This is a genomic window from Serratia sp. B501, from assembly GCF_051172315.1.
Lineage (GTDB): Bacteria > Pseudomonadota > Gammaproteobacteria > Enterobacterales > Enterobacteriaceae > Serratia > Serratia ureilytica.
Genome location: NZ_JBPIZB010000002.1, coordinates 738,177 through 751,954 on the forward strand (window position 1 = coordinate 738,177; position 13,778 = coordinate 751,954).

Here is a 13,778-nt window from a genome sequence, read left to right on the forward strand (position 1 = left end):
CAAGAATGCAGGAAAAAGAAATGGGGGATGAAATCCCCCATTTTGCTGATAACGCGCTGGTTTAACTGGCTAATTATTCGCCAGACGCCTGGGCTTCCGGCTTGCCGTAAATCAGCAGCGGTTTGGATTGACCGGCGATCACCGACTCGTCGATCACCACTTTATCCACGCTGTCCATCGACGGCAGATCGTACATGGTATCGAGCAGCGCGCCTTCCACGATGGAACGCAGGCCGCGGGCGCCGGTTTTGCGCGCCATGGCTTTCTTGGCGATGGCGTTCAGCGCTTCGTCACGGAACTCCAGCTCCACGCCTTCCAGGTTGAACAGCGCCTGATACTGCTTGGTCAGAGCGTTCTTCGGCTCTTTCAGGATCTGAATCAGCGCGTCTTCGCTCAGCTCGCTCAGGGTCGCCACCACCGGCAGACGGCCGATGAACTCAGGGATCAGACCGAACTTGATCAGGTCTTCCGGTTCGGCCTGCAGCAACAGTTCGCCTTCGGTGGCCTTCTCGGACTCGCCCTTGACGGTCGCGCCGAAGCCGATGCCGGAGCCGGTGTTGACGCGCTGACCGATCACCTTATCCAGGCCGGCAAATGCGCCGCCGCAGATAAACAGGATCTTGGAGGTATCGACCTGCAGGAACTCCTGCTGCGGATGCTTGCGCCCGCCCTGCGGCGGAACCGCGGCGATGGTACCTTCAATCAGCTTCAGCAGCGCCTGCTGCACGCCTTCACCCGAAACGTCACGCGTGATAGACGGATTGTCGGACTTGCGGGAAATCTTATCAATTTCATCGATATAAACGATGCCGCGCTGCGCTTTCTGCACGTCATAGTCACATTTTTGCAACAGCTTCTGGATAATATTTTCCACGTCCTCGCCCACGTAACCGGCTTCGGTCAGCGTGGTGGCGTCGGCCATGGTGAACGGCACGTCCAGGAAGCGCGCCAGCGTTTCCGCCAGCAGAGTCTTGCCGCTGCCGGTTGGGCCAATCAGCAAGATGTTGCTCTTGCCCAACTCGATACCGTTGCTGGTATCGCCGTTGCGCAGGCGTTTGTAGTGGTTGTACACCGCAACCGCCAGCACTTTCTTCGCCTGCTCCTGACCGATGACATAGTCATCCAGGTGGTGGCGGATTTCGTGCGGCGTCGGCAGCGCACTGCGCTCACGATGCGGGGCAACTTCTTTAATCTCTTCGCGAATAATGTCGTTACACAGATCGACACATTCATCGCAGATATACACTGACGGCCCGGCAATCAGCTTACGCACTTCATGCTGGCTTTTGCCGCAAAAAGAGCAGTACAGCAGCTTTCCTGAACCGTCTTTGCGCTTATCTGTCATCAGTCAAACCTCTTCTTTAGTCTTGTCCCGCAGGAAAATCACGGCGGCAGTGCGCCCAAACTCATATCGGGAACGCCGGGGGGCTACAACAGAGCGAGCCCCTGCCCACTCTGATTACTATAGTCCATCGGCGCCGCGTGGTTCTAGCTGCGGTGTGTCAGAATGCCGTCAACCAGGCCGTATTCCACGGCTTCTTCCGCGGTCATAAAGCGATCGCGCTCGGTATCGCGCTCGATCTGCTCCAGCGGCTGGCCGGTATGCTCGGCCATCAGTTCATTCATGCGCGCTTTCACCTTGAGGATTTCACGCGCGTGGATTTCGATGTCCGTCGCCTGGCCCTGGTAGCCGCCCAGCGGCTGGTGAATCATCACGCGCGAGTTCGGCAGGCAGAAACGTTTGCCTTTGGCGCCCGCGGTCAGCAGGAAGGAGCCCATCGAGCACGCCTGCCCCATACAGATGGTGCTGACGTCCGGCTTGATGAACTTCATGGTGTCGTAAATCGACATGCCCGCGGTGATCACCCCGCCCGGCGAGTTGATGTAGAGGAAAATGTCTTTTTCCGGGCTTTCCGCTTCGAGGAACAGCATTTGCGCCACGATCAGGTTGGCCATGTGATCTTCCACCTGGCCGGTCAGGAAAATGATGCGCTCTTTCAGCAGGCGGGAATAGATGTCGTAAGAACGCTCCCCGCGTGAAGTCTGCTCTACCACCATCGGCACCAGCGCCATGTTCGGTGCAAATTGATCTCGTTCGCCACTGTATGACATTACCGTCTCCTAATAGAAATTGCCTTGGCGGCCAGGGTGTCACCCTAATACGCCGATTCTACTTGAGAACGGCCATGATGACTATGCTCAAGCATTCGACCCGCGCCACACGTACCCGACGGTTATTTCATCCCGCGCACTTTGGCAAACAGCCCCAGAATTATTCTTTACAGATTGGGGGAGCCCGGCGCGATTTCAAGCCCAGAGGCCGATTTTCTCCGCGCGCCGGAAACGATGCCGTTATTCTGACCGTTATCATGCCAGCCAGTTCCCCAGGCAACAGGGTAAATATAGTGCATATTGCCCCGCTTAACCTGAGATTAATCAGCAACGTGGCAAAAAGAAAAGCCCGCAACCTGAGGTTACGGGCTTTTTCATCGTGCGCCGGTTCGCCAGGCGAAACCGGGGGCGCCGTTCATCGCGCCCGGCACGCAGGCATTACGCCTGTTGAGTTTGGTTCATCAGCTCGCTGAAGGTAGTGGCTTTTTCAGTCACTTTCGCTTTTGCCAGCAGGGCTTCAACCGCTTGCTCTTCCAGAGCCACGTTGCGCATGTTGTTCATCAGCTCTTTGTTTTTGCTGTAGAACTCAATGACTTCGCTCGGATCTTCGTAGGCGGAGGCCATTTCTTCGATCAGCGTCTTCACGCGGTCTTCGTCAGCTTTCAGATCGTTGGTGCTGATCACTTCGCCCAGCAGCAGGCCAACCACTACGCGGCGTTTGGCTTGCTCTTCGAACAGCTCGCGTGGCAGTTCCAGCGCTTGCTTCTCGTTGCCGCCGAAACGCTGTGCAGCCTGACGACGCAGCACGTCGATTTCGCCGTCGATCAGCGCAGCAGGCACGTCGATTTCGTTCGCGCTCACCAGGCCTTCGATCGCCTGAGACTTGATGCGGTTACGCACGGCGCCTTTCAGCTCGCGCTCCATGTTCTTGCGAACTTCGGTGCGCAGACCGGCAACGGAACCGTCCGCCACGCCGAAACGCTTGATGAACTCTTCGGTCAGTTCCGGCAGCTCGCGCTCTTCAACTTTCTTCAGCACGATAGCGAATTTGGCCGCTTTGCCCTTCAGGTTTTCCGCGTGGTAGTCTTCCGGGAAGTTCACGTCGATGGAGAACTCTTCGCCCGCTTTGTGACCGACCAGACCTTCTTCGAAGCCTGGGATCATGCGGCCCTGGCCCATTGCCAGCACGAAGTCGGACGCTTTGCCGCCTTCGAACTCTTCACCGTCGATAGAACCGGTGAAGTCAACGGTCACGCGATCTTCAGCTTCCGCCGCGCGATCGGTTTCTTTCCAGGTCGCCTGCTGCTTGCGCAGAGTGTCCAGCATCGCGTCGACGTCTTCGTCGTTCACTTCCACTACTGGTTTTTCAACTTCGATGTTTTCCAGGCCTTTCAGCTCAACTTCTGGATACACTTCGAATTCAACGGCGAAAGTGAAGTCTTCACCTTCTTTGTACTCGCCCGGCACGTAGTTTGGTGCGCCGGCCGGATTAATCTTTTCTTTGATGATCGCGTCAACGAAGCTGCGCTGCATCGCTTCGCCCAGCACGTCCTGACGAACAGAGGCGCCGTAACGCTGTTCCACGATGTTCATCGGCACTTTGCCTTTGCGGAAGCCGTCGATACGCACGCTTTTCGCTGCGTTGATCAGCTCTTTCTTCACCGCCTGCTTGATAGTATCAGCCGGTACAGTAATAGAGAGACGGCGCCCAAGGCCTTGAGTGGTTTCTACTGAAACTTGCATCTTGTTACCTCAAAAAAATCACAGTGCTCGGTCAACTCCGTTCCAAGAACCAGGACGGCTACAAATAAGAACCGAGTTCCCTGATGACAGAAGCGTCCCGAAACCATTCCGGAAAAATAAGACGCGACATTATAGCGGCGCATGCATGGCGAGTCGAGGAAAGCTAGGCGGCGCAGGCGCGCTAAAAATCACACTTTTGTCGATTCGATCGCCAAAAGGCCGCCAAAACAGACCGAACGTTGGCCATATTGCGCATCGGCCGTGTCGTCGTCAAAAACAGAAACGGCCCGCAGGCCGTTTCAAAATTCGTCAGTAGTAATACCCTAATTCGAGGGCAAAGTTCCACTGATACCTGAAAATTTCCCCCTCAGGCCAGCGTCCCGGCGCCGCGGCACGGCGGCGAGGCCGGCACGGTATCCTGCAACCCTTCCCACTCTTTGAGCGTATAGGTGTGCAGCGCCAGCGCGTGTACGCCATCGGCCAACTCTTCCGACAATACCCCGTAGATGGAGCGGTGACGCGTCAAAAACCGTTCGCCGACGAAGCGATCGCTGACCAATACCACTTTGAAATGACTTTCTGAACCCGCCGGAACGTTATGACGATAGCTTTCATCAACGACTTCCAGATACGCGGGCTCAAACGCCGCCCTTAACTTTGCTTCTATTTGCTCGCGAATCATAGGATCTCCTTACAACACCGGCAGAGGACCGTGCCCATCTAGTTCAATATTAGCCGGTTTTCCCCCGTTTAGACCATCGCCTGGACAAATTTCTCTTTTCTGCGGTCAGAGGATGAGCGTCATCCCCGCCGCTTGGGGGATTATCCGATTGAGCGGGCCAAAAAAGCGTGTTTTTATCAACGGCAGGTAAAAATTTGTCACTCAGGCGCCTTCCGCGCTTCCACCGCACGGCGGCGATGCTATGATGTCGGCAATTCGTTGTCGGCTATCCCGCTCTGATTATTGCTAAATCCATCGAGAATGAGACAGAAAACATGTTAAAGAAACTTTGTCTTCCTTTGCTGACCGCCCTGCTGCTGGCCGGCTGCGCGACCAGCAGCAACACCCTGAACGTCACGCCGAAAATCGTTCTGCCGCAGCAGGATCCGACCCTGCAGGGCATCACCATCAGCATCAATGGCGCGGATCAGCGCACCGATCAGGCGCTGGCCAAGGTGAACCGCGACGGCCAACTGGTCACGCTGACGCCGTCGCGCGATCTGCGTTTCCTGCTGCAGGAAGTGCTGGAGAAACAAATGGGCGCCCGCGGTTACATGATTGGCGCCGACGGCCCGGTCGCGCTGCAGGTGGTCGTCAATAATCTGTACGCGGACGTATCCGAAGGCAACCTGCGCTACAACATCACCACCAAAGCCGACATCTCGATCATCGCCCAGGCGAAGAACGGCAACAAGCAGGTGAAAAACTACCGCTCGACCTATAACGTGCAGGGCGCCTTCACGGCGACCAACGACAAGATCACCGACGCCGTCAACTCCGTGCTGGGCGACGTGATCGCCGACATGGCACAGGACACCAGCGTCAACGACTTTATCAAGCAAAACGCGCGCTAATCGGCGCGCCTGGCGCCGCCCGGCGGATCGGGCGGCGCAGACAGGGAACTCATGTCGAAACACTATCTGAACATCTTCACCCAGCGTAACTCCGCCATTCTGCTGCTGCTGGGCTTCGCGTCGGGTCTGCCGCTGGCACTGACCTCCGGCACGCTGCAAGCCTGGATGACCGTCGAAAACATCGATCTGAAAACCATCGGCATCTTCTCGCTGGTGGGCCAGGCCTACGTCTTCAAATTCCTCTGGTCGCCCTTCATGGATCGCTATACCCCGCCGTTCCTCGGGCGGCGGCGCGGTTGGCTGCTGATCAGCCAACTGCTGCTGGTGGCGGCGATCGTGGCGATGGGCTTTATGCAACCCGCGCAGCACCTGTGGTGGCTGGCGGCGTTGGCGGTGCTGGTGGCGTTCTGCTCCGCCTCGCAAGATATCGTGTTCGACGCCTATAAAACCGACCTGCTGAAAGCCGAAGAACGCGGCGCGGGCGCGGCGATATCGGTGCTGGGTTATCGGCTGGCGATGCTGGTTTCCGGCGGCCTGGCGCTGTGGCTGGCGGATCGCTATTTCGGCTGGCAAGCCACCTACTGGCTGATGGCCGGATTGATGCTGATCGGCGTGGCTGCCACGCTGATGGCGCCGGAACCGGATGAAAGCATCCCGGCGCCGCGCACCATGGAACAGGCGGTCGTCGCGCCGCTGCGCGATTTCTTCGGCCGCAACAACGCCTGGCTGATCCTGCTACTGATCGTGATGTACAAAATGGGCGACGCCTTCGCCGGCAGCCTGAGCACCACCTTCCTGATCCGCGGCGTGGGATTCGACGCCGGCGAAGTGGGGCTGGTGAACAAAACCCTCGGGCTGTTCGCCACCATCGTCGGCGCTCTGTTCGGCGGCGTGCTGATGCAGCGTCTCACCCTGTTCCGCGCCCTGATGCTGTTCGGCGTCCTGCAGGCGGTCTCCAATCTCGGCTATTGGATTCTGGCGGTGACCGACAAGAACCTGCTCACCATGGGCAGCGCCATCTTCCTTGAAAACCTGTGCGGCGGCATGGGCACCGCGGCCTTCGTCGCGCTGCTGATGACGCTGTGCAACCGTTCGTTCTCCGCCACCCAGTTCGCGCTGCTGTCGGCGCTGTCCGCCGTGGGTCGCGTTTATGTCGGGCCGATCGCCGGCTGGTTCGTCGAAGCCCATGGTTGGCCGCTGTTCTATCTGTTCTCGATCGCCGCCGCGCTGCCGGGCTTGCTGTTGCTCGGCGTCTGCCGCCAGACGCTGGAACACACCCAGCAGCATGGCGATTTTATGCCGCGCACCGCGTTTACCCAGGCTTACCGCTGGGCGCTGCGCCTGCTGACGCTGGGCTGCTCGCTGCTGGGGCTGTGGTTGCTGCTGCTGATCGCTAATGCGCTCGACTGGACGCAGGCGCCGCTGTTGGCCGACCGGCTGCTGCAGATCGGCGCTGCATTGAGCCTGCTCGGCGTCGCGATGGGCAGCATGCTGGATTATCTGGCGCTGCGCCGCGCTCGTTTGGCGTAACCCGACCGGCCGGCGATTTTGCCGGCCGAAAAAAAAGCGATCCGGGGGTGTATTTATTTCGTTAAAAAAAGATAATCAGCGAGAAAATTATTTTTTTATCCGACTGCGGCGCTCGGAAATAAAATTAAATTCACCTTTAAGACACAATTATTTTACATTAAATAAACCTTTTCTGCGTATTTCCCCGCCGCGCATTTCTTCGCCAGATTCATCATACCTTTAGTTTTCCTTAACATACGGACTGCTCGTCACGATTCAGCGTGCCAACGCTTTGTTGTCATTGGTAAATTGTCACGCAGGGTTACATCTGTGACCCCCTTAACAGAAAGTGTCAACAAGCCGCTGACACTCCCTTAAGCATGTTTACAGTACTGCAACCTTCCCGTAAAATGCCCGCACACATGAAACGACAATTGAGCCTTTGTTATTGAGGTCGTTAGATGAGACTTAAGAAATACAATAAAAGTATTGGGATGCTGTCATTAATTGCAGGCACTGTATTGCTCAGTGGCTGCGATATGGTTTTGATGAATCCCAAAGGAGCAATTGGTGTTGAGCAACGGACACTGATTATCACTGCAATCGCGTTGATGTTGATCGTGGTGGTGCCAGTTATCTTCATGGCGTTCGCCTTTGCCTGGAAGTATCGCGCTTCCAACAAAGACGCCAAGTACAGTCCGAACTGGGCCCACTCCAACAAGATCGAAGCGGTCGTCTGGACCATTCCTATCATTATCATCGCCATCCTTGGCACCATTACCTGGAAGACTACCCACGAACTCGACCCGTTCAAGCCGATTGTCACCGACAAGAAGCCGATGACGATCGAAGTGGTGTCGCTCGACTGGAAATGGCTGTTCATCTACCCGGAACAAGGCATTGCGACCGTTAATGAGCTGGCTTTCCCGAAAGATGTTCCAGTCGAATTCAAGATCACCTCTAACTCGGTAATGAACTCGTTCTTTATCCCGCAGTTGGGTGGACAGATTTATGCGATGGCCGGCATGCAGACCAAACTGCACCTGATCGGCAACGAAGCCGGTGCCTACAAGGGCATCTCCAGCAGCTACAGCGGCGCAGGCTTCTCCGGTATGAAATTCACCGCGATCGTTACCCCGACCGAAGGCGACTTCGATCAGTGGGTGGCCAAGGTGAAGGCATCGCCTAAAAACCTGAACACCACCGACGACTTTAACAAACTGGCAGAGCCGAGTGAAAACAACCCGGTCGAGTACTTTGCCGCTGTCAAACCGAATTTGTTCAAAGAAACAATTGCCAAATTCATGGGCGACATGGATATGCACAAGGGCGCTGGCGCGCACGAAGGCATGGACATGAGCCAAGGTATGGACATGGGTGAACATGCTGCTCACGCCGGAGCCGAGGAATAACTGATGTTGGGAAAATTAACACTTGATGCGGTTCCGTACCACGAACCGATCATCATGGTCACCGTAGCCGCAATTATCGTCGGGGGCCTGGCAGTGCTGGCGCTGCTGACCTATTTCGGCAAATGGAAGTGGCTGTGGAGCGAATGGCTGACTTCGGTCGACCATAAAAAAATTGGTATCATGTATATCGTCGTGGCGATGGTCATGCTGCTGCGCGGCTTCGCCGACGCCATCATGATGCGTAGCCAGCAGGCGTTGGCGTCCGCCGGCGAAGCCGGATTCCTGCCGCCGCACCACTACGACCAGATCTTCACCGCGCACGGCGTCATCATGATCTTCTTCATGGCGATGCCTTTCGTGGTTGGCCTGATGAACGTCGTGGTGCCGCTGCAAATCGGCGCGCGCGACGTCGCCTTCCCGTTCCTGAACTCCCTGAGCTTCTGGTTCTTCGTGGTGGGCGTTGTGCTGATCAACATCTCCCTGGGGGTCGGTGAATTCGCTCAGACCGGTTGGCTGGCGTATCCGCCGCTGTCGGGTAAAGAGTACAGTCCTGGCGTCGGGGTCGATTACTGGATCTGGAGTCTGCAGATTTCCGGTCTGGGTACCCTGCTGACCGGCGTGAACTTCTTCGCCACCATTCTGAAGATGCGTGCCCCTGGCATGCCTATGATGAAGATGCCGGTGTTCACCTGGGCGGCGCTGTGTACCAACGTCCTGATCATCGTTTCTTTCCCAATTCTGACCGTCACCATCGCGCTGCTGACCCTGGATCGCTATCTGGGCACCCATTTCTTCACCAATGATATGGGCGGCAACATGATGATGTACATCAACCTGATTTGGGCCTGGGGTCACCCAGAGGTGTACATTCTGGTTCTGCCGGTGTTCGGCGTATTCTCCGAAGTCACCGCGACCTTCTCCAGAAAACGCCTGTTTGGCTATACCTCACTGGTATGGGCAACCATCGCGATCACCGTTCTGTCGTTCATCGTCTGGCTGCACCACTTCTTCACCATGGGGTCCGGCGCGAACGTTAACGCCTTCTTCGGTATCGCCACCATGATCATTTCCATCCCGACCGGGGTGAAAATCTTCAACTGGCTGTTCACCATGTATCAGGGCCGCATCAAGCTCAACTCCGCAATGCTGTGGACCGTTGGCTTCATCATCACCTTCTCCGTGGGTGGTATGACCGGCGTTCTGCTGGCGGTGCCGGGCGCGAACTTCGTGCTGCACAACAGCCTGTTCCTGATCGCGCACTTCCACAACGTCATCATCGGCGGCGTGGTGTTCGGTTGCTTCGCGGGTCTGACCTACTGGTTCCCGAAATCCTTCGGCTTCACGCTGAACGAAAAATGGGGCATCCGCGCGTTCTGGTTCTGGATCATCGGCTTCTTCACCGCCTTCATGCCGCTGTACGCATTGGGCTTTATGGGCATGACCCGTCGTATCAGCCAGAACATCAACCCTGAGTTCCACCCTCTGCTGCTGGTAGCAGCCGGCGGTGCGGCGCTGATCGCCTGCGGCATCCTGTGCCAGCTGACCCAGATCTTCGTCAGTATCCGTGACCGCGAACAGAACCGCGATCTGACCGGTGACCCATGGGGCGCTCGTACTCTGGAGTGGTCAACGTCTTCTCCACCGCCGTTCTATAACTTTGCCGTAGTGCCGCAGATTCATGACCGTGATGAGTTCTGGGACATGAAAGAAAAAGGCGAAGCCTATAAGAAACCGGCTAAGTACGAACCGATTCATATGCCTAAGAACACCGGCGCCGGCGTTATCATCGCCTTCTTCAGCCTGGTATTCGGTTTCGCAATGATTTGGGAAATCTGGTGGATGGCTCTGGCCGGTTTCATCGGTATGATCGTCGTCTGGATCGGCAAGAGCTTCGATCACGATGTTGACTACTATGTGCAGGTTGATGAAATCGAGCGCATTGAGAACCAACACTACGAACAAATCCGTAAAGCAGGCGTGAACCATGTCAACTGAAACTCTGACCAATCATAACGCAGCCCATGCAGAGCATGGGCACCACGATGCGGGTGAGACCAAGGTCTTCGGATTCTGGATCTACCTGATGAGCGACTGTATTTTGTTTGCGAGCTTGTTCGCGACTTATGCAGTCCTGGTGAACGGGACCGCCGGCGGTCCCTCTGGCAAAGACATCTTCGACCTGAAGTTTGTCTTGGTCGAAACTTTCCTGCTGTTATTCAGCTCCATCACCTACGGCATGGCGATGATCGCCATGAACAAGGGTAAAGTTGGCGGTGTAAACACCTGGCTGTTCCTGACCTTCCTGTTCGGTCTGGGCTTCGTGGCGATGGAAATCTATGAATTCCATCACCTGATCGCCGAAGGCTTCGGTCCGGATCGCAGCGCGTTCCTGTCCAGCTTCTTCGCGCTGGTCGGCACCCACGGTCTGCACGTGACTTCCGGCCTAATTTGGATCATCGTGCTGATGATTCAGGTGAGCAAGTTCGGCCTGACCGCGACCAACAAAACCCGCCTGATGTGCCTGAGCCTGTTCTGGCACTTCCTGGACGTGGTCTGGATCTGCGTATTTACCGTTGTCTACCTGCTGGGGGTTATGTAATGAGCCATTCATCCCATGAAACCTCTCACGGCGGCGCAAGCCACGGCAGCGTGAAGTCATACCTGATCGGCTTTATCCTGTCGATCATCCTGACGGTAATTCCATTTGCGATGGTAATGAACGGCACTGCCTCTCATTCCACCATCCTGGCGGTTGTTGTCGGTATGGCGGTTATCCAGGTGATTGTTCACCTGGTTTACTTCCTGCACATGAACACCTCATCGGAAGAGCGCTGGAACCTGGTGGCATTGCTGTTCACCGCTATGATCATCGGTATCGTTGTTGTAGGTTCACTCTGGATTATGTACAACCTCAACATCAATATGATGGTCGATTAAGAGCTGAGCTGCACGTGATGATTAAGCAATACCTGCAAGTCACTAAACCAGGAATTATTTTCGGCAATTTAATTTCTGTCGTTGGGGGATTCCTGCTCGCTTCCAAAGGGAGCATCGACTATCCCCTGTTTCTCGCCACCCTGGTGGGTGTCTCGTTGGTGGTCGCGTCGGGCTGTGTGTTTAACAACTACATCGACCGCGACATCGACAAGAAGATGGAGAGAACGAAGAATCGGGTGCTGGTAAAAGGCCTGATCGCGCCGAGTGTCACCCTGGTTTATGCGACCGCGTTGGGTATTGTGGGCTTCGCGTTGCTGTATATCGCGGCCAACCCGCTGGCCATGTGGCTGGCGGTGATGGGCTTCGTGGTTTATGTCGGCGTTTATAGCCTGTACATGAAGCGCCACTCGGTCTACGGCACGCTGATCGGCAGCTTGTCGGGTGCCGCGCCGCCGGTTATCGGTTACTGCGCGGTCACCAACGAGTTCGACGCCGGCGCGTTGATCCTGCTGGCTATCTTTAGCCTGTGGCAGATGCCGCATTCTTATGCGATCGCTATCTTCCGCTTTAAAGATTACCAGGCGGCCAACATTCCGGTGCTGCCGGTGGTGAAAGGCATTTCCGTCGCCAAGAACCACATCACGGTCTACATCCTGGCGTTTATGATCGCCACGCTGATGCTGACCCTGGTGGGCTACGCCGGCTACAAATACCTGATCGTCGCTGCGGCGGTGAGCGTATGGTGGCTGGGCATGGCGCTGCGCGGTTACAAAACCGAAAACGACAGCGTCTGGGCGCGTAAACTGTTCGTGTTCTCCATCGTCGCCATCACCTCGCTGAGCGTGATGATGTCGATCGACTTCAGCGCCACGGCGGCGCCTGAAGCGCTGGTGACCTACGTTTGGTAAGCCAAATCATCTGTCAATGGGCCGCGTATGCGGCCCATTTTATTTGTCACGCCGAAAAGCGGCCAAACTGTAATATCTGTTAAACAACATTCGATTTACCCCCCCCTGCCCTGCACACTAAAATGACGCAGCTTTACAGAAATCATGCCATCAGGCGCTGTCTCAACGTCTGATGGCATGGTTTTTACCGAGGTTTGATGTGAACGATAATTCAATGACCCCGCAGGAGCGCCGCGCCACCTGGGGATTAGGCACCGTATTCTCCCTGCGCATGCTCGGCATGTTTATGGTATTGCCTGTGTTGACCACCTACGGCATGGCGCTCAACGGCGCCAGCGAAGCGCTGATCGGCATCGCCATCGGCATTTACGGCCTGGCGCAGGCGGTGTTTCAGATCCCGTTCGGCCTGGTGTCCGATCGCATCGGCCGCAAGCCGCTGATCGTCGGCGGCCTGCTGATCTTTGCCCTCGGCAGCGTGATCGCCGCCGTCACTGACTCTATCTGGGGCGTGATCCTCGGCCGCGCGTTGCAAGGCTCCGGCGCCATCGCCGCCGCGGTAATGGCGCTGCTCTCCGATCTGACCCGCGAGCAGAACCGCACCAAAGCGATGGCGTTTATCGGCGTCAGCTTCGGCATCACCTTCGCCATCGCCATGGTTCTGGGCCCTATCATCACTCACGCCTTGGGCCTGCACGCGCTGTTCTGGATGATCGCCATGCTGGCGCTGGCCGGCATCGTCATCACCCTGGCAGTGGTGCCTTCCGCCGACACCCATCTGCTGAACCGCGAGTCCAGCATCGTGCGCGGCAGCTTCCGCAAAGTGCTGAGCAACTCGCGCCTGTTGAAACTCAACTTCGGCATCATGTGTCTGCACATTCTGCTGATGTCGAGTTTCGTGGCGCTGCCGCTGGCGATGGAAAAAGCAGGGCTGGCGGCCAGCGAACACTGGATCGTCTACCTGGTGACCATGCTGGTGTCGTTCGCCGCCGTGGTGCCGTTCATTATCTATGCCGAGAAATATCGCCGCATGAAGCAGGTTTTTATGGGCTGCGTGGCGGTGCTGTTCTGCGCCGAAGTGCTGCTGTGGCTCTCCGGCGCTCATCTATGGGGCATCATCGCCGGCGTGCAGCTGTTCTTTATGGCCTTCAACGTGATGGAAGCCATCCTGCCTTCGCTGATCAGCAAAGAATCGCCGGCCGGCTACAAGGGCACCGCGATGGGGGTGTACTCCACCAGCCAGTTTATCGGCGTGGCGATCGGCGGCAGCCTCGGCGGCTGGCTGTACGGTTTGCAGGGGGCAGGCTTGGTGTTTATCGCCGGCGCGGTATTGGCCGCCGTCTGGTTCCTGGTCAGCAGCACCATGAAAGAACCGCCGTATGTCAGCAGCCTGCGCATTACGCTGTCGGAACTGGCGGTGAAGGATTCAGCGCTGGAAAGCCGCCTGAAGGCGCAGCCCGGCGTGGCCGAGGCGATCGTCGTGCCGGAAGAGCGCAGCGCCTACGTCAAGGTGGATACCAAGCAGACCAATCGCGGTCAGTTGGAAGCGCTGGTCAATTCGCTGTAAAAAATCAGGGCCGGCAAT

General features: G+C 56.7%; 12 protein-coding genes. 8 read left to right on the forward strand and 4 right to left on the reverse strand.

Going from position 1 to position 13,778, the window contains the following annotated elements:
* Positions 1–73: 73 nt before the first annotated feature.
* The 4 genes from clpX to bolA all read right to left on the reverse strand — a co-directional run bounded on the left by clpX (position 74) and on the right by bolA (position 4,537).
* Positions 74–1,345, reverse strand: a complete 1,272-nt coding sequence (gene clpX / locus ACSBQV_RS10090) for an ATP-dependent protease ATP-binding subunit ClpX (protein WP_004940354.1) — start codon at positions 1,343–1,345, stop codon at positions 74–76.
* Positions 1,346–1,488: 143 nt separating this feature from the next.
* Positions 1,489–2,112 (reverse strand): ATP-dependent Clp endopeptidase proteolytic subunit ClpP, encoded by a 624-nt coding sequence (gene clpP, locus ACSBQV_RS10095; protein ID WP_016928858.1) that lies wholly within the window; start codon positions 2,110–2,112, stop codon positions 1,489–1,491.
* Between the two features lie 438 nt (positions 2,113–2,550).
* On the reverse strand, positions 2,551–3,855 hold the full coding sequence (tig, locus tag ACSBQV_RS10100) for a trigger factor (RefSeq protein ID WP_031300019.1): 1,305 nt from the start codon (positions 3,853–3,855) through the stop codon (positions 2,551–2,553).
* Between the two features lie 367 nt (positions 3,856–4,222).
* Positions 4,223–4,537 carry a transcriptional regulator BolA gene (gene bolA / locus ACSBQV_RS10105; protein WP_004940361.1) on the reverse strand — a complete coding sequence of 105 codons (315 nt, stop codon included), beginning with the start codon at positions 4,535–4,537 and terminating at the stop codon, positions 4,223–4,225.
* Positions 4,538–4,851: 314 nt separating this feature from the next.
* On the opposite strand from bolA, the gene ACSBQV_RS10110 reads away from it, so the two are divergent.
* From ACSBQV_RS10110 to ACSBQV_RS10145, 8 genes are all read left to right on the forward strand, one after another.
* A complete protein-coding gene (locus tag ACSBQV_RS10110; RefSeq protein ID WP_033642071.1) occupies positions 4,852–5,430 on the forward strand; it encodes a lipoprotein in 579 nt (192 codons plus the stop codon).
* 51 nt (positions 5,431–5,481) lie between these two features.
* Positions 5,482–6,960 (forward strand): muropeptide MFS transporter AmpG, encoded by a 1,479-nt coding sequence (gene ampG, locus ACSBQV_RS10115; RefSeq protein WP_033642070.1) that lies wholly within the window; start codon positions 5,482–5,484, stop codon positions 6,958–6,960.
* A 440-nt stretch (positions 6,961–7,400) separates the two neighbouring features.
* Positions 7,401–8,351: a cytochrome o ubiquinol oxidase subunit II gene (cyoA, locus tag ACSBQV_RS10120; protein ID WP_033642069.1), complete on the forward strand. Its 951-nt coding sequence runs from the start codon at positions 7,401–7,403 to the stop codon at positions 8,349–8,351.
* Between the two features lie 3 nt (positions 8,352–8,354).
* Positions 8,355–10,346: a cytochrome o ubiquinol oxidase subunit I gene (gene cyoB, locus ACSBQV_RS10125; protein WP_033642067.1), complete on the forward strand. Its 1,992-nt coding sequence runs from the start codon at positions 8,355–8,357 to the stop codon at positions 10,344–10,346.
* Positions 10,336–10,950 (forward strand): cytochrome o ubiquinol oxidase subunit III, encoded by a 615-nt coding sequence (locus ACSBQV_RS10130; protein WP_004940367.1) that lies wholly within the window; start codon positions 10,336–10,338, stop codon positions 10,948–10,950. The genes cyoB and ACSBQV_RS10130 overlap by 11 nt, the downstream gene beginning before the upstream one ends.
* The gene (locus ACSBQV_RS10135) at positions 10,950–11,288 is read left to right on the forward strand and encodes a cytochrome o ubiquinol oxidase subunit IV (RefSeq protein ID WP_004940369.1); all 339 of its coding nucleotides are present in this window, start codon (positions 10,950–10,952) and stop codon (positions 11,286–11,288) included. Before ACSBQV_RS10130 ends, ACSBQV_RS10135 begins: the two co-directional genes overlap by 1 nt.
* Positions 11,289–11,305: 17 nt before the next feature.
* Positions 11,306–12,196 carry a heme o synthase gene (cyoE, locus tag ACSBQV_RS10140; protein WP_025301761.1) on the forward strand — a complete coding sequence of 297 codons (891 nt, stop codon included), beginning with the start codon at positions 11,306–11,308 and terminating at the stop codon, positions 12,194–12,196.
* Between the two features lie 199 nt (positions 12,197–12,395).
* A complete protein-coding gene (locus ACSBQV_RS10145) occupies positions 12,396–13,760 on the forward strand; it encodes an MFS transporter (protein WP_168177229.1) in 1,365 nt (454 codons plus the stop codon).
* Positions 13,761–13,778: the final 18 nt, after the last annotated feature.